Raw genomic sequence first — 22,293 nt, forward strand, 5'->3', positions numbered from 1 at the left:
GCTTTCAGTTGGCGGTGACGAGGAGACTAACCCTCACCGCACTGATGTACTTGTCGGAGAGGATCTCAAGGCGCTCGTCCCCGTTGAGGAATCGTCCTTTTCGTAACCCGGCTTCTGTTACTACCAACTCCCTCACGGCATCAACTTCAACCTCATATCCGGGCTTGTGGAAGTCCACCTGGGCTCCTTGGCCCACCACGATGAACTCGTTGGGATTGATGGCCAGGACCATTCCAAAGGGACGCCCGTCCCCTGGGGTAGGACCGTGGGTAGCAGCAACCGTTTCTTCAAGGAGCTCCGGCGCAGGAGGAACCCTCACGCCTGCGTCCAGGAGCATGCCTTCGAGGAGCTTCCTTGAATTGCGAACAGTAATTTCGATGCCCGCCAGCTCGGTGCTGGTGGATTCCTGGTCCGGGTCGAGAGCGAAACCAAAAGCCCGACCGTCGCGCTGGGCATCCACAATCTCCGGGGTGAGGGAAGTGATGATGGAGCAGGCTGTGCTGAACTGGTTGCCCTCCCTGGCTTCTTCCACACCGAAGACGTTGTAGCCGAGGCCTCCGAATTCGCCAATTGCCAGAAAGGCGTCTCCGGCGCGGAAACGCGCTTCAGGGATGAACAACGGATTGGAATCGGACGCGTATTGGCGCATGACTTCTTCCGAGTTTGGAACGTAGATATCCGGCGCCAGAAAGTCGATCGCCGGCGCTGCGGCCCGCCACACCGGGACCATGCGGGCCGTTGGACCGCCGCTTGGGTACTGGCCGGGCAGGTCCTGACCACGTTGGGGCCCGATCCAGGCGTTTGCGTAGGCAGGCAGTGGCAATATTTCCTTTCCGGCGGCTGCCAGACCTCCAACGAAGGATGCGAATCCCCACGCCATGAACGTCTCCTCAGCAACGGGGTTGTCATCGCCGAAGCGTTCGGCCCAGCTCAAGTTGCTTTCCGGATGTGTGGCCAGGGTGCGCACAAACTCCTGGTCAAAGGAATTGGGAGATTCGGAAACCGCAGTGATCAGTTTCTCGGGCAACTGTGCGTTCCATGCGGCTTCGGCGAGGGCGCTGTGGTCCCTTCCGGCCCCCAATAGCCCAACCTCGTTCTCAACCTGAACCATGATGACTGTATGGTCAGGATCGATCTTGGCCAGATGCTTCAACAGGGCGACATAGGCAGTCCGGTCCGCTTCAAAGAGGTCGTGGGAGAAAACGGACAGGCTTGGCCGCGGCATGGATCCCGGATAAGAGAAGGGGGTCTTCAGGGGTTTGGCCCCCCTGTCCGCGCGCGGGAACCGTTCACGGTCAGCACGCACCCAGCCGGGGGCATAGGTGGAGAAAGCGTTCTTGAATGCACCGAACCAGATCATGACCAGGCGGACGCCGGCGGAACGTGCGTCCTCTACCAGCCCGTCCACGATCGAGAAGTCGAGTTGTCCTTCAACCGGTTCAACTTGTTCCCAGGAAACAGGGGCGATCACGGTGTTGACCCCTGAAGCGGCCATCTTTGCCCAGATGGGCGTCATGTAGTTGCGATCGGAAGCGCTCGAATTGTGCAGCTCACCCCCAATGCAGAGAAACGGCTTGTTCTCAACAATGAGGCGGGTGTGGCTGCCTGTCCGCTCAAGTCGGGGAGGGTTCTGGTGTGGCATGGTGATGGGTCCTTTATGCTTGCTGGGCGGAAAACGGTGGGCGCGGCTACGGGTTCAAGGGGCACTGGGAGTGGCGGACAGGCTGAATTCCTGGAAGGACAGGCCGTTCCCAATCCTTACCCGGAAATCGCCGGGTTCAACGATGTATCCGGCTGGACATTAACTTTCACGGTGAGGATCCTCCTGGGATGGATTGTGGACCTGGTGCCTTATGAGGTCCAGCGTGTGCATGACAGCCAGAGAGTCGCCCAAGGGCATCACGGAACTCTGCGGGCTACCCGACTCGAGGAGGGCATGGAACTCGAGAATTTCGTACCGGAGCCCGCTGCCAACAATGGGCGCCTGAATCACGTGGGACTGTTGAAGTCCCGGCCCCGAGGGGTTGTAACGTGACACAGTGAGCTCATTGGGGCAATGGTGCGGGGCGGGCAGCTCAATGATGCCTTCGGTCCCCAGTATCCGCGCGTTGTTGGGAAGCACCGTGGACATTGATGAGCTGATGTATCCGGTTGCGCCGTCACTAAAGGACAGAAGCGCCGTCGTGTCCAGGTCCACCCCGCTGCTGCTGCGGCCGAACGCGGCCACGTTAGGTTCATCGCCCAAGAGCCAGTGCGACAGTTGCACAGGGTAAACGCCCATCTCCAGCAGGCTTCCACCGCCCAATGCGGCATCATACAACTGTGGCCGCGCCCGCGGCCCGGCGTCCGGAATCGGGAAACCGAAGGACGCTTCAACCTTGCGCACCTCGCCGATTGCACCATCGTCCACCAGCCGCTTCAGCTCAACGTAGGCAGGCAGGAACCGGGACCACATGGCCTCCATCAGCACTGTCCCGGATCGCTTGGCGGTTTGGGCCAGGTCGAGGGCTTCGGCATGGGTGGCGGTAAACGGCTTCTCCACTAGGACGTGTTTGCCCGCCTCCAGGAATTGCCTGGCATGCTCGTGATGCAATCCTGCAGGGGTGGAAACGTACACCGCATCAATGGTGGGGTCATGGGCGAGGTCCTGAAAGGACAGGTGCTGCTTCGGGATGTCGAATTCGGAACAGAACTTCCCTGAGGCAGCCGCGGTTCGGGACGCTGCCGCAGCAAGAATGGCTGTGGGGACTTCAGCAAGGGTCTGCGCGAATTCACGGGCAATGGTTCCGGTGCCGGCGAGCCCCCATCTCACGATGTTGTTCCTGGGCACGTCAATCCTTTCCTTGCAGGGCCAGATTGGCAGGGTCGGCCAGGCCGTCAGCTTCGTCCGCGGGGAAGGCCGCTTCATCCGAAAGGCGTCCATCGGGCAGCAACAATGCTGCGATGAAGCCCAGAACATAGACGCCGGCCAGTGCAAGGAACACAGGAGAAAACACGTCGTGGTAGATCGACGCGATCTCTGCCTGCAGCGCGGGGTTGGCGGCGTGGACCAAAGCAGGCGTGAGGGTGTGGGAGTCAAGCCCGCTTGGCAGGAGCGAGGCGACGCCGAACCCCACCACTCCGCCTACTACGGCAGAGCCTATGGTTGACCCAATCTGGCCGCTCAGACCGGCAGTGGCGGTTGCGGTGCCCAGTTCACTGCGTGGCGCAGCACTTTGCACGATTGCTATGGCGAGGCTCATGAACGCTCCCGTGCCGAGGCCGACGAACGCCATGATCGACGCCGGGACCCACAGCGGCGCACCCTCCGGGAGCAGGGACATGGCCACGAGTCCGAGTGTTCCCATCACCGTACCGACGATCGGAAAGACACGGTAACGGCCTGTCGTTGAAGCGAGCCAGCCGGTCACCAGGTTGCCGGCCAACATACCCAGCACGGTTGCGATGGGCACCAGTCCTGAGATGGTGGCACTCACGCCATAAGCCATCTGGAAATACGTTGGCAGGTACGCCGTAGCTGAGATGAGCCCGGCACCCATGACTGCCGAGAGCCCCACGCCTGCACTGAAGGTGCGGTTGCGAAATAGCTGAACCGGGATGATGGGGTTCTGTTGGCGGCGCTCGACGGCGACAAGCCCGCCCAGCGCTGCTACGCCTGCACCCACTGCGATCCATGCTGATGAGGTTCCTGAGCTGAACCACGTAACTGCCAGCACCACCGCCACAAGGACAGCGGTGAGCAGTAGTGCTCCAACGACGTCGAACCGTCTTTTGCCCGCTGGATTGATGTGTGGAACGGCCATGACTGCCAGGAGAAACGCGGCCAGCCCCACCGGGACGTTGATCCAGAACACCCAGGGCCACCCCCAGTGGTCTGTGATCAGACCTCCGAGGAGCGGCCCGATCAGAATCGCAACCGGAAAGGCTGCACCGATGAGTGAGAGGTATTGGGGACGTTGCCTTGACGTCGTGACCTCGGCAACGATTGTCTGCGACATCAGTTGGAGGCCTGCGGCGCTCATGCCCTGAAGGACTCGCGCGACGACGAGTTGGGTCATGTCTTGCGCGAGGCCACACATGAAGGAAGCGGCAACAAATCCGACGAGCGCAGTAAGAAAGACCATCCGCGGACCGACCCGATCGCCCAGCCCTCCGAGGACCGGGAGCAGGACGGTACTGGCGAGCGTGTAGCCCACCACCACCCAGCTCATGTGCTGGAGGGCTCCAAGTTCTCCGGCGACAGTGGCCAACGACGTCGAAACGACGGTGTGATCCAGTGCTCCAAGGAACGACACCGCCAGCAGTGCTGCCATGAGGAGCCGGAGGCGTGTGGGAGAAATCGGGACCGTGCTGCGGCGGCGGACTCCGGTCACGGCGTTCCGGCGATCTCGGCCTCCAGGCGGTGCAGAAGGGCATGCTGCCGACGTACCTGTTCGATGGAACGGTAAGGCAGTCGATCGCCTTCGTACTCGCTGGACAAGTACCCCGACCATTCGTTCTCCTTCAGAGTTTGAAGGATTTCGCGCCAGGGGATCTGGCCATCAACGAGGTTCTCGTCGATGTCGAAGAATTTGGCCTGAATGAACGACACATAGGGGAGGACATCCACGAGGTCCGGCATGGGAACGGCTAGGGGTTTCCGCCAGCCTTCTTCCTGTGCTTCTTCACTGAGTCCGTCATGCTTGGCGGTGGTGATTGCCCTTTGGAAGATGCCGGTGTCGATGAGCAAGCGGAAGTTCTTCGATCCGGTTCGCTCGATGAATGCGATGTACTCGTCCACCACCGGGTGCTTGATGGGAGTGGGCGCATGGATTTCCGGGCAAATGATGAGGTCCAGCTCGGCTGCGAGATCGAGGTTTCGCTCGATCACTTCCTCCCAGATCGGATGGGGGCGCAGGTCCATTGACACCACACCGATCTTGGGGCGGATTGAAGTAAATCCGAGGCGATGGGCGAGCCGAAGGTCACGCGCCAGCATCACAGCACCCTCATCGGCGGTGAGGTCGCGGTCGCGCCACATGCTTGAGTCGATCCAGGACCCGTAGTTGGTGGGCTCCAGTTGGTATTTCTCGAGCAATCCGTACCATTGGTCAATCCATGCGGTGGTCGGCTCCGGGTAGTTGGGCACATGACCTTCGCCGAGGATCTCGATCCCGGTTGCGCCGATATCAGCTATTTGTGCCATGGCGTCTTCGAGGGTGAGGACAGTATTGATGTCTCCGGTGTAGCTGTAGAGGGACACACCGTACTTGAGGTTGCTCATGCGAGGACCGTGACCTTTCGCTGGGATGTGAAGATTGACGGTTGGAATTCTGCAGGGATGTAGGGTGCGTGCAGCGCAATATCAACGCGAACGTCGTGGACACCAACTTCCAGGCCGCCTGCCAGCGGAACCATGACGGTGGCCAGTTCATCGAGCTGCCAACGGACGTCCGTGGACCGGCGCAGTTCCTCGATGCTGAAAGTGCGGCCCTGAAGAGTCCAGCGCGGTATTTCCCGACTCCACTCCTGACCGTCAACGGTGACAGCTACGCCGTCGATGAGGCTTCCCCAGAGGCCTCGGTAGTTGGGCATGCGGAGGGCTATCTCGAAACCGACTGTGTCGGTTCCTTCCTGGACGTTGCGAAAGCCCCGGCTTTGGATCAGTTCTCGTTCGAGGACCATGGTTTCCTCACTTCTTTGTGGACGTGGAGTTGATTGATTCGGCGATGTGGCGTGCACCGGCGACGGCCAGAGCCACCCCGGTCAAAGTGGGGTTGCAGGCTGTGGGGGTAGGAATGACACCGTTGCCGGCAACGAACAATCCCTGGACATCCCACACCTGTCCGGTGGGGTCACACACGGAGGTTCCGTCGTTTGATGTCCCCATCCGCAGGGTGCCTTGGTAGTGCAGTGAGGCACCGGCAGGGAAGGTGAGCGGTTCATCGCCCAGCGGCTCGCCCAGGGACCGGGCAGCGGCGACCACCGATTGGCGTGCTGCTGAAAGGGTGCGCTCGTCGCGTTCTGTGAAGGTGTAGTGGATGTTCATCGCCGGCAGCCCGTAGGCGTCCGTGGTGTCTTCGGAGAATTCAACGCGGTCGGACGCTTGAAGGTCTTTGGCGCAGAACCACCCAAGGCCCACGATCGAACCCGGGATGACGTCCCCTGAGATTGGCACCGGCGATGCGTCAAGTTGCATGACCTGCCCATGAAAGGGCTGTTCATCGGTGAAGGGCACCCAGCTGACGCCACTCTGGGCAGTGATGGTGGTGTCGCGTGATGAGGCTGCGGGAATGTCATCTGCGACGCCGGTCAAGCGGACAGCATGGACAATTTGTGGCTGGTCGTTCAGGTACCGGCCAAGTGCTTCGGGGCGGATACCGGACGCGAACAGTAGCTGCGGACCACGGAGGGCATCGGCTGCGACTACGACGTGCCGGGCCGCAACCTCGTGCTCATCTCCGGTCCTTTCGTCGCGTACCCGCACACCGCTGACCTCACCGCCGCTGGTCAGCACCCGCACCACCACGCTTTCGTCGAACAGGCGGGCCTTGGGGTTATTTCGCGTTTCGTCGCCGAAAACCACGTCAGCTCCAGACCAGATGAAGCGGCCGTCGTCAGTACGGCGGACCGCCAGCGGCATGGGCTGTACCCGGCGTTCAGGTGCGCGGCCGCCGTCGAGCGCCGTTGCCAGACGTGAGCGGACCAGATCAGCCAGAGGAGCGTCGGCCAGGGCGTCCGCGCTGACGGAGAGGAGGCGTTCTGCCTCGGTCAGGAGCTCGTCCATGTTCGGAAGGAACGCAATACGCTCGCTTTCACCCGGACGCGGGCACGCCCCGGTCCAATGCGCAGCCATTCCACCAACGTTGCTGGAGAATGCAAGGCCCGGCAGTCCGGCCTCACCGGGCTGCTGCCAGCCGTCGTCGAGGAGGTAAGTGCCGGGCCGAACCGGGCGTGCGACGTCGCGTGCGTAGTCAGCGAGGTTCCCGCCGGCCGGCAGGGCGCTGACTTTTCCTTCCGATCGGCGCTGGGCAGCTTCGCGGTCCTCCACGCTTGAGATGTTCTTTACGTGGGATCCGGGAGGATCACTGATGGTCGGACCCGCCTCGAAGATGGCAATGTTGGCTTGGGGGCTGAGCTCGGAAAGGATGCGTGCATACGTTGCGCCGGCGGGGCCGCTGCCGATGATTGCGACGTCAACGACGGCTGGATAAGGGCGCGCTGAAGGTACTGCTGTGGTGGTCATGCTGTTCTCCAGGAGTCTGTAGAAGGGAGGGCTTCACGCCCTGGTGGTTTGCTCAGCGGGCAACTGTGGACAGTGCGGGTTGAGCGTCAAGAAAAAGTCGACGTTCGCGGCGACGTTCGGCTTGCCGGGCCGGGTTGGCGATAGGTGAGGCCAAGAGGAGGGCCTTTGTGTAGGAATGGTGCGGCTCAGCAATAACCTGCTCCGTGATGCCTGTCTCCACAATTTCTCCGCGTCTCATCACTGCCACGCGCTGGCTGATGTGCCGCACCACATCCAGATCGTGAGTGACAAAAAGGAGCGAAACACCGGTCTGCTCTTGTATGTCCGCGAACAGTTGGAGGACCCGTGCCTGGGTGGATAGGTCCAGTGCGCTGACGGGCTCGTCACACACGATGAGTTTGGGATTTCGGCACAAGGACCGGGCGATTGCGATGCGTTGCCTCTGGCCGCCGGAGAACTCGCGCGGATAGCGGGTGCTGGCGTTGGAGGGCAGGTTCACTACATCAAGCAGCTCGCGAACCCGGCGTTGAGCATCAACCTTGGACGTCCCGGAAACCTGCATTGGTTCCGACAAAATGTCGGTGATGGTCATGGACGGATTCAAGGATGTATACGGATCTTGAAAAACCACCTGAATGTCGCTGCTCAGCACGCGGCGCTCCTTCTTGCTGAGTTTGGTGATTGACCTGCCATTGAAACGGATGTCGCCACCGCTCACCGGGGCAAGACCCAGCACGGCGCGGCCGATGGTCGACTTGCCTGAGCCGGACTCGCCCACGAGTCCCAAAGTTTCCCCGGGTTTGATGTCCAGGCTCACGCCCTGCAGGGCCCGGAAAGTCCGCTTCCGGGCCAGCCCGCCGATTCTGTAGTCGACCTTAAGATCGGTGATCCGCAGCAGGGGTTCTGCTTCCGGCACGGCGTTTTGGGCTGCGGACGTCATCGTGCACCTTCTGTCTGGGTGGTCAGGTCAGAGTCGATAGGTTTGCTGGCCGGTGTTTTGGATGTTGAATCGAGTGCAGAGTCCAAGAGGAGCCGTGTGTATTCTTCCCGGGGATTGCTGAACAGCTCAGTCACTGCTGCCACCTCCACAATTTCTCCGTTGCGCATCACGGCCACTTGATCGCACAGATCCGCGACGACGCCGAAGTTGTGGGTCACCAGGACCACGCCCATGCCGCGTTCCGCCTGAAGGCTGCGAATGAGGTCCAGCACGTCGGCCTGCACAGTGACGTCGAGGGCTGTGGTGGGTTCGTCAGCAATAAGGAGCTCCGGATTGCAGGAAACGGCTCCGGCAATGAGCACGCGCTGCGCCATTCCGCCTGAGACCTGATGCGGGTAGGACTTGAAGACCCTTTCAGGATCAGGAATGCCTACGCGGGCCAGGAGTTTGAGGGCTTCATCTTTTGCCGCCTTCGCTGAGATTCCCAGATGATGTTGCATTGGCTCGGTGAGTTGGGAGCCTATGCGGAAGGCGGGATCGAGGTTGCTCATGGGCTCCTGGGGGATGTAACCGATCCGTGCGCCGCGCAAGCGATTGCGCTCCTTCGGTGTCATTTCGAGCAGATCTACTCCGGCGAAACTCAAAGTTCCCGCAGTCATGTCGGCTTGCCCGGGCAAGAGTCCCAGGATCGAGAAGGCTGTCTGCGACTTACCCGAGCCTGATTCCCCCACCAGGCCGAGGATCTGGCCGCGCTCCACTCTCAGGGAGACGCCTTTGACCACGTCGGACTTCCCACCGTTGGGGCGGGGGTAGGAAACGCGGAGATCGTTGATGACCAGGAGTGTGTCTCCCGGATCCACAGGCGCCTTCTCCAGCGGCCGTGCAGGCCCAGGAGTTGGACTGGGGTGCTTGGCAGCTTTTACTTTTTTGGCGGGGCCGGCGGATGATCCGTAGTTCGCCAAGGCGTCGCGGAAGCCGTTACCCACCAAGGTGCAGGCCATAACCGTCAAAACCAGTGCAATGCTTGGCCAGATCAGCAGCCACGGAGCATTGAAGATGTTCTGCGATGCGTCATTGAGCATCAGGCCCCAACTGGCTTTGTCGGACGAGCCAAGGCCAAGGAAGGCAATGCCGGCTTCGATTCCAATGCCGGCACCTGCCAACAGTGCCGCTTGGATGATGGTGGGCGTGATGACCACCGGAAGGATATGGCGAACCATGATGCGGACATCGCTCAAGCCGGAGACCCGGGCTGCGTCCACATACAGCTCTTCCCGTACAGCCCGGACCGAGCCACGGATGAGGAGAAATACCGAAGGGGCGATCAGTACGCCGAACACCACCAGTGCAAGTGAGGTACTGCGTCCTACCCGCGCCAGTACTACCAGGAGCACAACGATTGCCGGCAGTGAAAGGAGGGCACCGCTGATCCACATGCTGACACCGTCGATCCACCCTTGGCGGTAGCCTGCCAAGAGCCCGGCGGGTACTCCAATGAGCAAGCTCACTGCGATGACGATCGCGGCGCTGGAAAGGCTGGTTTGCGCGCCGTAGACGAGGTTTGCCAGCACATCGCGGCCCACTCCATCTGCGCCGAGCGGATGCTCAGGGGTGAAAGGGGGCGCGAGGACATCGGCGAGGCGTGTGGCGGTGGGGTCGTAGGAGGAGATCAACGGTGCGAGGATGGCCACTACAGCGAGCAAGGCGAGGAACACCAGCGAAATCACTGCTGCAGGTTCACGGAGGAACTTCTTGATCAATTTGTCGCCTTGGGGCGCAGAGGCAACCACTTCCAGCGACTTGCGGGTACCGGTGACAAGGTTATCGGTCATGAGACACGGACTTTCGGATTGATCCAGCCTTGCGCCAGATCGACGAGAAGATTGACGACGACGACGAGCACCACCGTGACCAGGACAATTCCGAGCACAACGGGCAGGTCGCCGCGGCTGGCAGAATTATTGGCCTGGGTGCCGATTCCGGGGATATTGAAAACTTTCTCAATAATCACCGAACTGGAGATGGCCACGATGAACATCAGAGATACCGTGGTGAGGCTCGGCCCGGCGGCGCTGCGCAAGGCATGCTTGACCACGACGCTTCGCTCAGGCAGGCCCCGGCTGCGCAGTGTCCGGACAAAGTCCTGCTGCATGACATCGATCATCGACCCCCGGACCTGCAGGGCAATGGAGGCCAAAGAACCCAACGCCAGCGCAACCACCGGGAGTGTGATCGAAGCGAGCCACTTGCCCGGAGAATCGGTGAAAGCCGTGAACCCGGTAGCGGGGAACATGCGCAGTTGGACTGCGAAAACCAGAGCCAAAACAAGTGCCACCAGGAAGCCGGGAATTGCCTGAACCAGGGTGGACGCCACTTGGAGACCGCGGTCGAGTCGTCCACGGCGCAAGGCAGCAGTGACCCCTATCAGCGTTCCGAAACAGGCGGCGAGGATCAGTGATCCGATCACCATGGACAGGGTGGGAGGGAGTGTTTGGGAGAGTAGTTCTCCCACTGGCTGGTTGGTGAACCATGACCGCCCCAAATCTCCACGGACGGCTGCTCCGAGCCACTGGAAGTATTGGGTAATCAACGGTTCATCCAGGCCCAGTTGTTGGCGCTTGGCCTCTACCTGTTCGACCGAAGCCACTGGCCCCAAAACCTGACGGACAGGGTCTTGCCCTGTGAGGTTCAGGAGGAAAAACGTCGCAGTGGATATAACGAACATGAGCACCAGTCCTGAGGCCAGGCGGCGAAGTATAAACATCAGCACGGCAGCTCCTTGGGCTTCGGGAAGATGAGGGATGGGTAGGGGAGGCCGGCCCGGGATGGGCCGGCCGCCCACCTGCTACTTCTTCGAGGGAGTTAGGCCCCAAAGCGGCGGCAGGGTGGAATAACGCTGCGGTGTAACCGTGATTTCGGCGCTGCTGGCAAAGACGTTCTCGGACTGGATGTAGGGCGCAAACCAGGCCTGCTCCACCAAGTAGGTGTTCAGTTGACGGAACGTTTCGTTTTGGGCATCACTGGTTTCGCCTTGAGCCTTATTGATCAGCTCAACCACAGTGGGATCGGAGACGCGGAACGGGTTCCAGAGTGATTCGGGAGTGAGCGCGATCTGGGCGAAATCCCATGGGCGAGGACTGGTGAGCTGGAATATTGCCGCGGGGTACTTTCCTGCCAACAAATCCGAAATGAAGGTCTGGCCGTTTACAGGCTGGTACTGGGGTGTGACTCCGATTGCTGTGAGCGCTTCCGTGACGGCTGCCTGCTGATCGGGATAGATGGGTGATACATCCGGCATGGGGAGTGTGAAGCCGTTGGCGTAGCCGGCGTCGGCAAGGAGCTTTTTTGCGGCTGCCACATCGAAGGGGTACTTCTGATCCAGCTCAGGGATGTAGGCATCACTGCTGGAACTGAAGACCTGGCTGGTGGCCTTTCCCTTACCGCCGTAGACCTGTGCCTGGATGGCGTCGCGATCCATGGCCATGTTGATCGCTTGGCGAACCTTGGGCTCGGCAAGCGCAGGAACCAGAGAACCCTTGCGGTCGAACAGGTACAAGCCGCTGGTGGTGTAAGCCGGGCTGGTTTGGATGTTCAGGCCTGCGGACTTAAGGCTGTTTGCATCCTTATCGGTCACCACTGCGAAGTCGGCTTCGCCTGCGCGCAGTGCGTTGAGGATGGCATTGTTGTCGTTGAAGACCGTGACTTCGACGGTGTCGAACGGGAAGTCTTTGGCGTTCCAGTAGTCAGCGTTTCGCGTATAGGTGTACTTGATGCCGGTCTGGGACTTTGCTGCGTCCAAAATGTATGGGCCGGAACCTACGGGGGTGGTGTCCAACTCCGGTGTTCCCAAGGCTTTGGGGCTGGCAAGGACACCGGCAGTTCCGCCCAGGTTCGGCACGAGCGATGGGTCCGGAGCGGAGAGCGTGACCATGAGGTTGGTGGCGTCGGTGACGGCGACCTCCTGGATGAAGCGCAGCTGCCCACCGGCTTCACCAGTGCCCTTGCGTGCGGAATCAAGATTGGCCTTCACCGCGGCGGCATCCAGGGGGGTCCCATCGGTGAATTTGACGCCTTCCCTGATAGTGAGTGAGAGCTTGGTCCGGGCGTCATCGTAAGACCATTTGGTCACGATGTTCTCGGCAGGCTCTCCCTCGTTGGTGTTCCGGAAGAGGGAGTCGTAGACGGGCTGAAGGAACTGGGCGGTGGGGCCGGTGCCGAAGTTGCCCGGAGAGAAGGACTCGGGCGGCGCAATGGCTGCAATGTCCAACTCAGTGGGGGCGGCGGAACCGCCAGGGGAAGAGCCGGTGCAGGCAGTAAGCGCCAAGACGGCTGTGACGGCGGCAATGCCGACTAATTTGCGCATGTTTCTCCTAGACAGGGTGTCGAGAGCTCAACTTCGAGTGATCCGACTGTTCTCCGGCGACAACGCTACGGAGACCGATAGGTATTGCGGTGAGTGGTGGCTGAAATGCCTTGGAAAGGCGCCTTGCTTCACACGGAATCCCGCGGATTCCATGAATGCGTTGCCGGCGCAGGGCCACCGGAAGCAGAGGGTGTGCTCCATGCGGTCTCCCTCGCCGTCGAGGTTATGTTGCTGGTAGAGCGCTTTGTGGCGCCTGTTACAACGATAATCCGGTGACCGGAATAAGTCAACAACTTCTTCCGGTCTTCGGAATATTAGGCAGAGAGCCCTTCGTTGCCCTGATTCAGGGGTTGGGTCAGCCGCTCGAGGAGCCCGGGGAGGTTGTCCTTGGAGAAGAGCTCCCCAAGAACGAGTTGAGCAGCTCCTACGACGCCGCCTATCTGCTCGTCAATCGCGGACAGCTCCACGAGTAGGTCCGGCGCGCCTGTTGAGGGCAGCCGTTCCAGGACGGCTTGCTGTATGGGCTTGAGCACAATGTCTTTAGCCCGGGCAATGCCGCCGCCAACAACCAGCATGTGAGGAGCGAAGAAACTTACCAGGGTGGCGAGGCTGCTTCCAAGGAGCGCCGCTGTCCGGTTGAGTAGTTCCTTCGCGGCGGCATCCTCGTGCTCAGCGGCAAGCGTGACGTCATAGGCGCGGATGCGGCCGGTCTCTTTGAGGACTTGCGCGAGGTAGATGCTGCGTCCGGTTTCGGCCAGCATCAAGCCATCCCGCTCAATCGCCCATCCACTGGTGACGGCCTCAAGGCATCCCGTGCGCCCGCACCTGCAGGCAACCACGCCCGCCTCGGGCACGGCCACGTGGCCAACGGAGCCGGCCAGGCCATGGGAGCCCCGGTAAAGCCTGCCGTCGGTGATGAGAGCGGCCCCAACCCCGGCACCGGCGCCGAAGTAGAGCAGATGCTTGGCTTTGGCGGCCCGTGGATTGCTTTCTATCTCAGCCAAGGCCAGAAGGTTGACGCGATTATCCACCCATACCGGAACCGGCCACCGCTCTGATAGTTCTTCCCGCACCGGGAAGTCGGCCCAACCGGGCAGGACGGGCACGCCCACGGGAGTGCCGGTGTCGAAGTTGACGGGACCCGAGAGGCCTACGCCGATCCCGAGGAGGTTGTTGCTGCTTTGCTCCCTGAGAATTTTCTCAATAATCGCGTTGACCTGGTCCAGGATCCGCGCGGGCCCATCGCCGACGTCGCATAGTTCCCGGTGGCGGGTGCCGAGCAGGGCGCCGGCAAGATCGGATGCGCTGACAACCATCTCATTCGATGCGATGTCCACGCCAACGACGTAACCGGCCTGGGCGTTGAGGGACAGCAGCTTGGCAGTCCGGCCGCCGGTGGACGGTGCGCGGCCGGGGGAATGGATGAGCCCGATCTGTTCGAGTTCTGCAACCCGCTCGGCAACGACACTCCGCCCAAGCCCTACTTGATCGGTCAGGGTGGCCTGCGTAATGCCGTCCTGCCAACGGATGGTCTCCAGCACTGATGCCAGTCCGGTGTATCGCTCTATGGCCATTGATTTTCCCTCCGAGCGCCTTCTGCGCCTTGACGCGACCCGCGGCGATGGCCAGATCACGCCACCGTCCGGCTGACGGTTACGGCGCTCTTTGGTCACCCGTTGCAACTTTAGCTTGCGCTGAACAGGTCCAAGTCTATAACTTTTTCCGGTAGTCGGATAAACTTTATGGAACCCATCACACAAGGAGGTCGCGTGCGGCGATCGGTCAGGACCACTGAGAACGGTGTCCAATACCGCGACGTGAACGGAGATGGAGTGTTGGACCCGTACGAAGATCCGCTCTACTCCTACGGGGCCGGCCTCAGCCTTGCGCCGATCTCCTGGAAAGAATCCGGGGTGCTGGCATGAACGGCACGGCCCCGCGCGTGGTGGCACTGGATGGACGGCATCGTAGAACTCGAGGGCATTCGGGAAGACCTTCACCGAAGAAGCCGAAATCCTTCCGGCAGGTTTGCTACTGAGCCTGGTCTATAACCACCGCCCGTATTCTCCACTATCGAAAAGACTGGATGTATGACAAACCAAACAACGACTCCCGCTGTGAGCCTGGAAGGCCAGCGCCGTGCCGACCTTGGCGATGGCACGTACCTGAACCCGGTGTTCGCGGGGGACCATCCGGACCCGGCCATCCTGCGCGACGGCGATGACTACTATCTGACCTTCTCGTCGTTTGAGTCCACGCCCGGACTCATTATCTGGCACTCAACGGACCTGTTGAACTGGCAACCGCTGGGACCGGCCCTTTCCGCGCCCATTGGATGCGTGTTCGCGGTAGATATGTGCAAGGTGGACGGCCGGTACTTCATCTACATACCGATCATTCCCACTGCCGTCTCCCCGGATCCATCCGCGCCTGTACTGACGTATGTCATTCATGCGGAGAGTATGGCGGGACCTTGGAGCGAGCCGATCAACCTGGGCATCGAAGGGCATATTGATCCCGGGCACGTGGTGGGAGAGGACGGCAACCGCTACCTGTTCCTCAGCGGTGTCAGCCGTGTGCGGCTCACTGACGACGGACTAGCAACAATCGGACCCGTGGAGCACGTCTACGATGGCTGGCGCTACCCCGATGACTGGGTGGTTGAAGCCTACGCGCTTGAGGGGCCCAAACTGACCCGCCGCGGCGAATGGTTTTACCTCACGACGGCGGTGGGCGGCACCTCCGGTCCGCCCACCGGCCATATGGTCACCGTCGCCCGCGCCCGTTCCATTGACGGCCCGTGGGAGGACTGCCCCCGCAATCCCATCATCAGGACATGCGACGCGGACGAGCCGTGGTGGAGCAAAGGCCATGCCACGTTGTTTGAGGGCCCCAACGGCCAATGGTGGAGCATCTATCGCGGCTACGAAAACGGGTTCGCCACCCTTGGCCGACAAACCCTCTTGGAACCCATCGAATGGGACGAACAGGGCTGGCCCAGAGCGGGTGGGGGAGATCTTTCGGTTCCACTGCCGGCACCCCTGCCGGCCGTTTCCCGGGCAGCAGATCAGACCCACGGTTTGGCGCTATCCGATGATTTTTCCACCGAGCGCTTCGGAACCCAATGGTCGTTTCATGCCCCGTCCAAGGACGAATATCTTCGGGCCTCCTTCGACGACGGACTGGTTCTGCAAGCCCGCGGATCAGGACCGTCAGACAGCTCACCCTTGACGTGCATCGTCGGCGACCGGCGTTATGAGATCACCGTTGAGATGGAAATCAGTGACGGCGCCCAGGGCGGGCTGTTGCTGTATTACAGCGACCGCCTGTTTTGCGGCATGGGCCATGACGGTGGTCGCATGACCAGCTACCGCGCCGGCAGGGCCATTCCATACTGGCGCGAGCCTGCGCCCGCGTCCGCGAAAATGTACCTGCGAATTGTCAACGACAACCACATTGTCACCCAGTACTACAGCCTGAACGGAAGCGACTGGACCAGACATGGACTCCGTTTCAACGTGCAGGGCTACAACACGAATACCGCCGACGAACTCCTCAGCCTGCGCCCTGCACTGTTCGCTGCCGGGAAGGGGGAAGTGCGGTTCAAGAACTTCTCCTACCGTGCCTTGAAGGATTAAAGTAACGCCACCACCAAAGCCATCACGTGCCCATCCCCATCAACCGCTGCATCTGCTCCCCGGCGTCGCTCCCCGGCGCCGGGGTGTAGACCACTATGTGCAGGTCCGGCCTGTCCGAAGGCGAGACCTGGTGGTGCTCCATCTGCAGCACTCCGACGGCGGGATGGTGAAACTGCCGTTCGCGGGACTCAAAGCCCAGGATGTCGTAGCGGTCCCAACTTTCCTGGAATTCCGGGCTGGCTTCCTTGAGCCGCTCCACTTGGTAGGCCACGTCCGGGTCTCCCAGCCGCTGCCCGGTTTCTGCCCGGAACTCCGCAAGGAACCTTTTGCTGGTGACGTCCCAGTCCGGGAGCAGGTCCCGGACATAGGGGTCAGTGAACACCAACCACAACAGGTTCCTGTCCGCGGCGTCGAACGTTCCTATGTTGGGGTACAGCGCCTCATAGGCGTGGTTCCACCCGGCCACGCCCCAGTCCGGGGACAACGCATAGGAGGGGTTGGGGTCCAGCGCGTCCAGAAGCCGTTGCACATGGGCGGGGGCATCGGCCGCCACGGGTCCTTTGGGCAGGGCAGAGGAGTAGCCACCCAGGGACAGCACATAGCTTAGGCCGGTGTCCGAGAGGTGCAGCGCGCGGGCTATGGATTCCAGGACCTGCCGCGAGGGACTGATGTCCCGGCCCTGCTCCAGCCAGGTGTACCAGGTGACGCTGACCCCGGAGAGGAAGGCGATCTCTTCCCGTCGGAGACCGCGTTCCCGGGACCTGCCCACCGGGGGCAACCCGTAATCGGAACGCAGGGCCTGGGTCCGGCGCGTCCTGAGGAACAGTCCCAGTTCTTTGCGTCTCTCATCTTTCACGAGCTCAACACTATTACTCTGGTACTTTCAGTACTAGTAGCAGCACCGTCTTCCGCGCTGTGACGAACGACAGCAGGATGGTATTCATGCCTGCACTACGCTCAAGAACTGTCACCCACGGCCGCAACATGGCCGGAGCCCGCGCGCTGTTGCGTGCCTCCGGCGTTGCCAACACGGACATCGGCAAGCCGATCATTGCCGTCGCCAACTCCTTCACCGAGTTTGTCCCCGGCCACACCCACCTCGCTCCAGTGGGCCGGATCGTCTCCGACGCGATCCTCGCCGCAGGCGCCGTGCCGCGCGAGTTCAACACGATCGCCGTGGACGACGGCATCGCCATGGGCCACTCCGGCATGCTCTACTCGCTGCCGTCCCGTGACCTGATTGCCGACTCCGTTGAGTACATGGTCAACGCGCACTGCGCTGATGCCCTGGTCTGCATCTCCAACTGCGACAAGATCACCCCGGGCATGCTCATGGCCGCCCTGCGCCTGAACATCCCCGTGGTGTTCGTTTCCGGCGGTCCCATGGAGGCCGGCCGCGTGACCCTGACAGACGGATCCGTCCGCTCCCTTGACCTGGTGAACGCGATTGCCGACGCCGTGGACGAATCCATCTCAGATGAAGACATCAACCTGATCGAAGAGAACGCCTGCCCCACCTGTGGCTCCTGCTCAGGCATGTTCACCGCCAACTCCATGAACTGCCTGGCCGAAGCGATCGGGCTGGCCCTGCCGGGCAACGGTTCCGTGCTGGCCACCCACACCGCCCGCAAAGCGCTGTACGAGAAAGCCGGTTCAACAATTGTTGAGCTGGTGAAGCGCTATTACGACGGCGACGACGAGTCCGTATTGCCGCGCTCCATCGCCACTGCCGAGGCTTTCGACAACGCCATGGCCTTGGACATCTCCATGGGCGGCTCCACCAACACCATCCTGCACTTGCTGGCTGCGGCCCAGGAAGCAGGCGTGGACTACGGCCTGGCCGAAATGGACGCCAAGTCCCGCCAGGTTCCCTGCCTGGCCAAGGTGGCTCCGAACGTTGCCGGCAACAAGACCTATTACATGGAAGACGTGCACCGTGCCGGCGGCATCCCGGCGCTGCTGGGTGAGCTGAATCGTGGCGGCCTCCTGCACAAGAACGTCCACTCGGTGCACTCCAACGACCTTGACGGCTGGCTGGATGACTGGGATGTCCGCGGCGGCAAGGCAACGGAAGAAGCCAAAGCGCTGTGGCACGCCGCTCCCGGTGGCGTCCGTTCCTCCACAGCTTTCTCGCAGTCAAACGTATGGACCTCCCTGGACACGGACGCTGAAGATGGCTGCATCCGGTCGGTGGAGCACGCGTTCTCCAAGGACGGTGGTTTGGCTGTGCTGCGCGGCAACGTCGCAGCGGACGGCGCCGTGGTGAAGACTGCCGGTGTGGACGAGTCCATCTGGATCTTCGAAGGCCCCGCAGTGGTGTGCGAGTCACAGGACGAAGCCGTGGAGAAGATCCTGAACAAGACCATCAAGGAAGGCGACGTGGTGGTGATCCGCTACGAAGGACCTAGAGGTGGACCCGGCATGCAGGAAATGCTCTACCCAACCTCGTTCCTCAAGGGCCGCGGCCTGGGCAAGAAGTGCGCCCTCATCACGGACGGCCGCTTCTCCGGCGGCACCTCCGGCCTGTCGATCGGGCACATCTCCCCGGAAGCTGCCTCCGGCGGCACCATCGCCCTGGTGGAGAACGGCGACATCATCAGCATCGACATCACCCAGCGCTCCCTCCAGTTGCAGGTCTCCGACGAGATCCTCGCCGAACGCCGCGAAAAGCTCCTGGTCAACGGCGGCTACAAGCCCAAGGACCGCGAACGCCACGTGTCTCCCGCACTGCGCGCCTACGCCGCCATGGCGCTGTCCGCAGACAAGGGCGCAGTCCGCGACGTCTCCCTGGTGGAAAACCTCTAAGGGTTTCGTTTTCAACAGAAAGCCGCCTGCCGTCGTCGTACTTCACCAACGTACGACGCCGGTGCGGCGCCAACAGAACCGTCGACCTGCCCGGATGGGCAGGTCGACGGTTTTCGTTGAGGGCTGGATCAGTTGATGGCTGCCTTCAGTTCCTTCGCGGCCAGCTCCGGATCTGCGGCACTGTAGATGGCACTGCCGGCGACGGCGACGTCGGCGCCCGCCAGTTGCACTGCTGCGATGGTCCCAGCATTCACCCCGCCGGCCACGGAGAACGGGACGCGTGCTTCCTCGCCCGCGTTGAGCAGGGTGCGCAGGTTGTAACCGGGCTGTGCCTGCTCATCCAGGCCTGCATGGAACTCGACGAACTTGGCGCCCAGCGCGCGAACTTCCTTGGCCCGGGACACCTTGTCCGCCACGCCGATCAGGTCTACCACGATGCCCTTGTTGTGCGCCTTGGCGGCTTTCACCGCGCCGGCAATGGTGGAGTCGTCAGCGGTGCCCAGGACCGAAACGAGGTCCGCTCCAGCCTTGAACGCTATATCCGCTTCGAGCTCGCCGGCGTCCATGGTCTTCATGTCGGCGAAGACGATCTTGGTGGGGTGGGCATCCTTGATGGCGGTGACGGCGGTCAAACCGGCAGCCTTGATGAGCGGCGTCCCGAGCTCGATGATGTCCACGTGCTCGGCCACCTTGCCGGCCAGGTCAAGGGCGTCCTCGACGGTGAGGAGGTCCAGTGCTACCTGCAGTTTCATGGGTTCTTCTTTCTTTCGGAGGGTTTCGTTTGGAACGGATGGTGAGTGTTGGGGCGAAGCGGGTTTTGGCGCGAGCTATTCGAGGTTGGCGTGGCGCAGCCAGAGTTGCTCGGCGGGCTCTTCGGTGTTCTCCCACAGGGTTTGGAACACTGCTTCGGTTGCCAGGAAGAGGGATTGCTCAAACAGGCTGCCGGAGTATTGGCGGGAAAGGCCGGAGCCGTGATCGGTCTTTTGCACTGCGGGAATGATCACCAATGCATCGGCCATGCCGGCCAAAGGTGATCCCGGGTTGGTGGTCAGAGCAGCCACGTCCGCGCCGGCGGCGATGGCTGTTTCGGCTGCCTTGACCACGCCTGAGGTGGTCCCTGAGCCGGAGGCCACCACAAGGAGGTCGCCGGAGGTGATGGCAGGTGTGGTGGTGTCCCCGGCAACATGGACCGTCAAGCCCAGGTGCATGAGGCGCATGGCCGCCATGCGGAGAACCAACCCGCTGCGGCCGGCGCCGGCAAGGAAGATCCGCTCCGCCCTGCGGATCCTGCCCGCCAGGGCCGCCAGCTGGTGGGCGTCGATTGCATTGGTGGTGCTCACTATTTCGTCCTGGATCAGGGACAGGTTGAGGGCGGCCTGGGCTGGTGTAGCGCTCAGGGAGGGCTTGTCTACTACGGCGTCCACACTCTCTCCTTTACTTGCCGTGGTTCTGCTTCCCTTCCAGCTTGGTGCAGTAACCGGGTGGGCGTAACGCTGATTTGGGATGGCTCTTCCCACCCCTTTGGGTAGTTTCTGCCGGGGCTGGGCACGTATGCTGGCCGGATGCAGAACTGGGCACTCCTCCACTCCATTAGCGATCTGGCAGCCGCGCCGCTGAACCGCATCGCCGAAGCCCTCCGCACCGCCACACTCCCGTTCCTCGCCAGCAGTGCCCTGGTGATCTTTACCGAGGACTGCACCGGCCGGCCCCAGAAGAAGGCGGGTGATGAAGGCGTGGTCAGCCGCGTATCCATCGCCGAACTGGACCGGCTGAGGTCGGCGATGCCCGGCGAGGTCCCATGGCGCACTTCCGCGCTCATCGCCGGTGAGGAACGGGAAGTTCTCGCCTTGGGCTATGGGCCCAGTCAGGCGCTCCTGGTCCTGACCGACCCTTCGCCGGTTGAAGGACCGCAAAAGGAAGAGGAGGCACTTCGTCTGCTCAGCTATCTTTGGCGACTCACCGCCCGACGCATCCAGGAGAAAGTAACCGACGCGCCGCCGTCGTACCTTTTGGAATCGCGGGCGGCATCCGCTGAGCGGATCCGTGTGACGGCCGAGTTGATCGACCAGCACTCCACCACTCTGGAAACCCTGCTGGCGGCCCTGCGGTCGACCTCCATGGACGACGCCGCGGCCCGAACCTCAGTGACGGACCTCGCGGTCAAGGCTTTGGTGGACCTGCGGACGGTTAGCGACCGGACCAGCGATCTTGTGGAAGAGCCGGTGGTGACTGCGTTCGAGCGGCTTCGCGAGGATCTTCGGCCCTTGATGCACTTCAGCAATATCGACATTCAGTTCATCGAGCCGCCCGCCAACGGGCGTGCTCTGCCTGGCGAAGTAGCCCATGCTGCCCGCGCCGTCGTTCGCGGCCTTGTGTTGGCCATCGCGGAGCAGCCGGATGTCCGGCGCGTCCGTGCGCAGTGGGACTGCGACGGTGAGAACCTGCTGATCAACGTGCGCGACGACGGCCTTGGAGCCCTCACTCCGGACTCGCCCAGCATCACCCGGTTGCAGCAGCGGGTGCAGGCCGTTGATGGGCGGATGTCCCTTGACGTGATGCAGGGGTGGGGTGCGGATATCTCCGTGGTCTTGCCGCTGGACCCGCCGGCAGCGCCCATTGGTGACGTTGCCGCCTGGGATCTGGCGCCGAGGGAGCTGGAAGTTCTGCAGTTGCTCACCGCTGGGCAGCGGAACCGGAGCATCGCGGGCGCTCTTCATATCAGCGAAAACACGGTGAAGTTTCACATCCGTAACCTCTTCCGAAAACTCGACGTGCGTTCCAGGGCAGAGGCGATTGCCTTGGCGCACTCGGCCGGACTTCGCTAGCTGTACTTACTTCCTTGCGTCGGCGCATCTGCGGACACGCTGAGCGATTCGCCGACCGGTGATGGCAGAGAATATTTATTTCCCTTGGGGCGCGGGGGTCAAATGCGCCTCATTGTGGGCTATCTTGATCGTTATGCGGCCCCGGATCGTCAATTGGCGCATTGCCTCAATTGGCAGGTTGCTTAGCTAAAGGGGCTAATGTTCTACAGCACGTTTGCAATTGTTCCGTATCGATGAAAGGAAATGCCTTGGCTGTTTCTGTTGAATTGGGCAAAGCACTCGATAAAGCCTACGAGAACTCCACCCTTGACGAAATCCTGGCGGCCCCGCCGTCGGCGCTCGCCGGACTTACCGACAAGCACAGCGAACTTCTCGCTGAACTGGGTATCAAGACCGTCAGGGACCTCGGGAGCAATAAGTATTTCGCCACCGCCGGCGTGCTGGTCGCGCTGGCTGGTAAAGCCGGCTAACTCGCACCGCATCAGCGGACGACGGCG

19 protein-coding genes are annotated in these 22,293 nt (G+C 61.8%); 5 read left to right on the plus strand and 14 right to left on the minus strand.

All coding sequences use genetic code 11. From position 1 onward, the window contains the following. Positions 1-4 precede the first annotated feature (4 nt). From LDN70_RS01730 to LDN70_RS01780, 11 genes are all read right to left on the minus strand, one after another. Positions 5-1,642 (minus strand): GH35 family beta-galactosidase, encoded by a 1,638-nt coding sequence (locus tag LDN70_RS01730; RefSeq protein ID WP_223941532.1) that lies wholly within the window; start codon positions 1,640-1,642, stop codon positions 5-7. A gap of 159 nt (positions 1,643-1,801) precedes the next feature. Further along, a complete protein-coding gene (locus LDN70_RS01735) occupies positions 1,802-2,830 on the minus strand; it encodes a Gfo/Idh/MocA family protein (RefSeq protein WP_223941533.1) in 1,029 nt (342 codons plus the stop codon). Position 2,831: 1 nt separating this feature from the next. Further along, positions 2,832-4,373: an MFS transporter gene (locus LDN70_RS01740; RefSeq protein ID WP_223941534.1), complete on the minus strand. Its 1,542-nt coding sequence runs from the start codon at positions 4,371-4,373 to the stop codon at positions 2,832-2,834. Then, positions 4,370-5,263: a sugar phosphate isomerase/epimerase family protein gene (locus LDN70_RS01745; RefSeq protein ID WP_223941535.1), complete on the minus strand. Its 894-nt coding sequence runs from the start codon at positions 5,261-5,263 to the stop codon at positions 4,370-4,372. The genes LDN70_RS01740 and LDN70_RS01745 overlap by 4 nt, the downstream gene beginning before the upstream one ends. Beyond that, positions 5,260-5,664, minus strand: coding sequence for a C-glycoside deglycosidase beta subunit domain-containing protein (locus LDN70_RS01750; protein WP_223941536.1), 405 nt, complete (start codon positions 5,662-5,664; stop codon positions 5,260-5,262). Before LDN70_RS01750 ends, LDN70_RS01745 begins: the two co-directional genes overlap by 4 nt. Positions 5,665-5,671: 7 nt before the next feature. Continuing rightward, entirely contained in the window at positions 5,672-7,225 is a 1,554-nt protein-coding gene (locus LDN70_RS01755; protein ID WP_223941537.1) for a GMC oxidoreductase, read from the minus strand. Positions 7,226-7,277: 52 nt separating this feature from the next. Next, the gene (locus LDN70_RS01760; protein WP_223941538.1) at positions 7,278-8,165 is read right to left on the minus strand and encodes an ATP-binding cassette domain-containing protein; all 888 of its coding nucleotides are present in this window, start codon (positions 8,163-8,165) and stop codon (positions 7,278-7,280) included. Next, positions 8,162-9,997, minus strand: a complete 1,836-nt coding sequence (locus LDN70_RS01765; protein ID WP_223941539.1) for a dipeptide/oligopeptide/nickel ABC transporter permease/ATP-binding protein — start codon at positions 9,995-9,997, stop codon at positions 8,162-8,164. The genes LDN70_RS01760 and LDN70_RS01765 overlap by 4 nt, the downstream gene beginning before the upstream one ends. Continuing rightward, positions 9,994-10,929 (minus strand): ABC transporter permease, encoded by a 936-nt coding sequence (locus LDN70_RS01770; protein ID WP_223942576.1) that lies wholly within the window; start codon positions 10,927-10,929, stop codon positions 9,994-9,996. The genes LDN70_RS01765 and LDN70_RS01770 overlap by 4 nt, the downstream gene beginning before the upstream one ends. 81 nt (positions 10,930-11,010) lie before the next feature. Then, a complete protein-coding gene (locus LDN70_RS01775; protein WP_223941540.1) occupies positions 11,011-12,528 on the minus strand; it encodes an ABC transporter substrate-binding protein in 1,518 nt (505 codons plus the stop codon). A gap of 314 nt (positions 12,529-12,842) precedes the next feature. Then, positions 12,843-14,102 carry an ROK family transcriptional regulator gene (locus LDN70_RS01780; protein ID WP_223941541.1) on the minus strand — a complete coding sequence of 420 codons (1,260 nt, stop codon included), beginning with the start codon at positions 14,100-14,102 and terminating at the stop codon, positions 12,843-12,845. Between the two features lie 195 nt (positions 14,103-14,297). On the opposite strand from LDN70_RS01780, the gene LDN70_RS01785 reads away from it, so the two are divergent. Next, the gene (locus tag LDN70_RS01785) at positions 14,298-14,453 is read left to right on the plus strand and encodes a hypothetical protein (protein ID WP_223941542.1); all 156 of its coding nucleotides are present in this window, start codon (positions 14,298-14,300) and stop codon (positions 14,451-14,453) included. Between the two features lie 165 nt (positions 14,454-14,618). Continuing rightward, complete coding sequence (locus tag LDN70_RS01790) at positions 14,619-16,166, plus strand: family 43 glycosylhydrolase (protein WP_223941543.1); 1,548 nt, start codon at positions 14,619-14,621, stop codon at positions 16,164-16,166. Between the two features lie 22 nt (positions 16,167-16,188). Here the strand turns inward: LDN70_RS01790 and LDN70_RS01795 are convergent, their stop codons facing one another. Next, the gene (locus tag LDN70_RS01795; RefSeq protein ID WP_223941544.1) at positions 16,189-17,022 is read right to left on the minus strand and encodes a helix-turn-helix transcriptional regulator; all 834 of its coding nucleotides are present in this window, start codon (positions 17,020-17,022) and stop codon (positions 16,189-16,191) included. A gap of 86 nt (positions 17,023-17,108) precedes the next feature. Here LDN70_RS01795 and ilvD point away from each other — a divergent pair, with 86 nt between their 5' ends. Continuing rightward, the gene (ilvD, locus tag LDN70_RS01800; RefSeq protein WP_223941545.1) at positions 17,109-18,971 is read left to right on the plus strand and encodes a dihydroxy-acid dehydratase; all 1,863 of its coding nucleotides are present in this window, start codon (positions 17,109-17,111) and stop codon (positions 18,969-18,971) included. A gap of 128 nt (positions 18,972-19,099) precedes the next feature. Here the strand turns inward: ilvD and hxlA are convergent, their stop codons facing one another. Then, complete coding sequence (gene hxlA / locus LDN70_RS01805; protein ID WP_142936991.1) at positions 19,100-19,723, minus strand: 3-hexulose-6-phosphate synthase; 624 nt, start codon at positions 19,721-19,723, stop codon at positions 19,100-19,102. A gap of 75 nt (positions 19,724-19,798) precedes the next feature. Further along, entirely contained in the window at positions 19,799-20,395 is a 597-nt protein-coding gene (gene hxlB / locus LDN70_RS01810) for a 6-phospho-3-hexuloisomerase (RefSeq protein WP_223941546.1), read from the minus strand. Between the two features lie 138 nt (positions 20,396-20,533). Here hxlB and LDN70_RS01815 point away from each other — a divergent pair, with 138 nt between their 5' ends. Together LDN70_RS01815 and LDN70_RS01820 are read left to right on the plus strand one after the other, a co-directional pair. After that, positions 20,534-21,796, plus strand: coding sequence for a helix-turn-helix transcriptional regulator (locus tag LDN70_RS01815; protein WP_223941547.1), 1,263 nt, complete (start codon positions 20,534-20,536; stop codon positions 21,794-21,796). A 248-nt stretch (positions 21,797-22,044) separates the two neighbouring features. Continuing rightward, on the plus strand, positions 22,045-22,266 hold the full coding sequence (locus LDN70_RS01820) for a hypothetical protein (protein ID WP_142936988.1): 222 nt from the start codon (positions 22,045-22,047) through the stop codon (positions 22,264-22,266). Positions 22,267-22,293: the final 27 nt, after the last annotated feature.

This window comes from Arthrobacter sp. StoSoilB22, assembly GCF_019977315.1.
Taxonomy (GTDB): domain Bacteria; phylum Actinomycetota; class Actinomycetes; order Actinomycetales; family Micrococcaceae; genus Arthrobacter.

Bases quoted from the DNA above. Each gene is read 5' to 3' on its own strand.
- LDN70_RS01790 (WP_223941543.1), top strand. From the start codon at position 14,619: ATGACAAACCAAACAACGACTCCCGCTGTGAGCCTGGAAGGCCAGCGC.
- ilvD (WP_223941545.1), top strand. From the start codon at position 17,109: ATGCCTGCACTACGCTCAAGAACTGTCACCCACGGCCGCAACATGGCC.
- LDN70_RS01775 (WP_223941540.1), bottom strand. From the start codon at position 12,528: ATGCGCAAATTAGTCGGCATTGCCGCCGTCACAGCCGTCTTGGCGCTT.
- LDN70_RS01760 (WP_223941538.1), bottom strand. From the start codon at position 8,165: ATGACGTCCGCAGCCCAAAACGCCGTGCCGGAAGCAGAACCCCTGCTG.
- LDN70_RS01750 (WP_223941536.1), bottom strand. From the start codon at position 5,664: ATGGTCCTCGAACGAGAACTGATCCAAAGCCGGGGCTTTCGCAACGTC.
- hxlA (WP_142936991.1), bottom strand. From the start codon at position 19,723: ATGAAACTGCAGGTAGCACTGGACCTCCTCACCGTCGAGGACGCCCTT.
- LDN70_RS01745 (WP_223941535.1), bottom strand. From the start codon at position 5,263: ATGAGCAACCTCAAGTACGGTGTGTCCCTCTACAGCTACACCGGAGAC.
- LDN70_RS01755 (WP_223941537.1), bottom strand. From the start codon at position 7,225: ATGACCACCACAGCAGTACCTTCAGCGCGCCCTTATCCAGCCGTCGTT.
- LDN70_RS01730 (WP_223941532.1), bottom strand. From the start codon at position 1,642: ATGCCACACCAGAACCCTCCCCGACTTGAGCGGACAGGCAGCCACACC.
- LDN70_RS01770 (WP_223942576.1), bottom strand. From the start codon at position 10,929: ATGTTTATACTTCGCCGCCTGGCCTCAGGACTGGTGCTCATGTTCGTT.
- LDN70_RS01780 (WP_223941541.1), bottom strand. From the start codon at position 14,102: ATGGCCATAGAGCGATACACCGGACTGGCATCAGTGCTGGAGACCATC.
- LDN70_RS01765 (WP_223941539.1), bottom strand. From the start codon at position 9,997: ATGACCGATAACCTTGTCACCGGTACCCGCAAGTCGCTGGAAGTGGTT.
- LDN70_RS01815 (WP_223941547.1), top strand. From the start codon at position 20,534: ATGCAGAACTGGGCACTCCTCCACTCCATTAGCGATCTGGCAGCCGCG.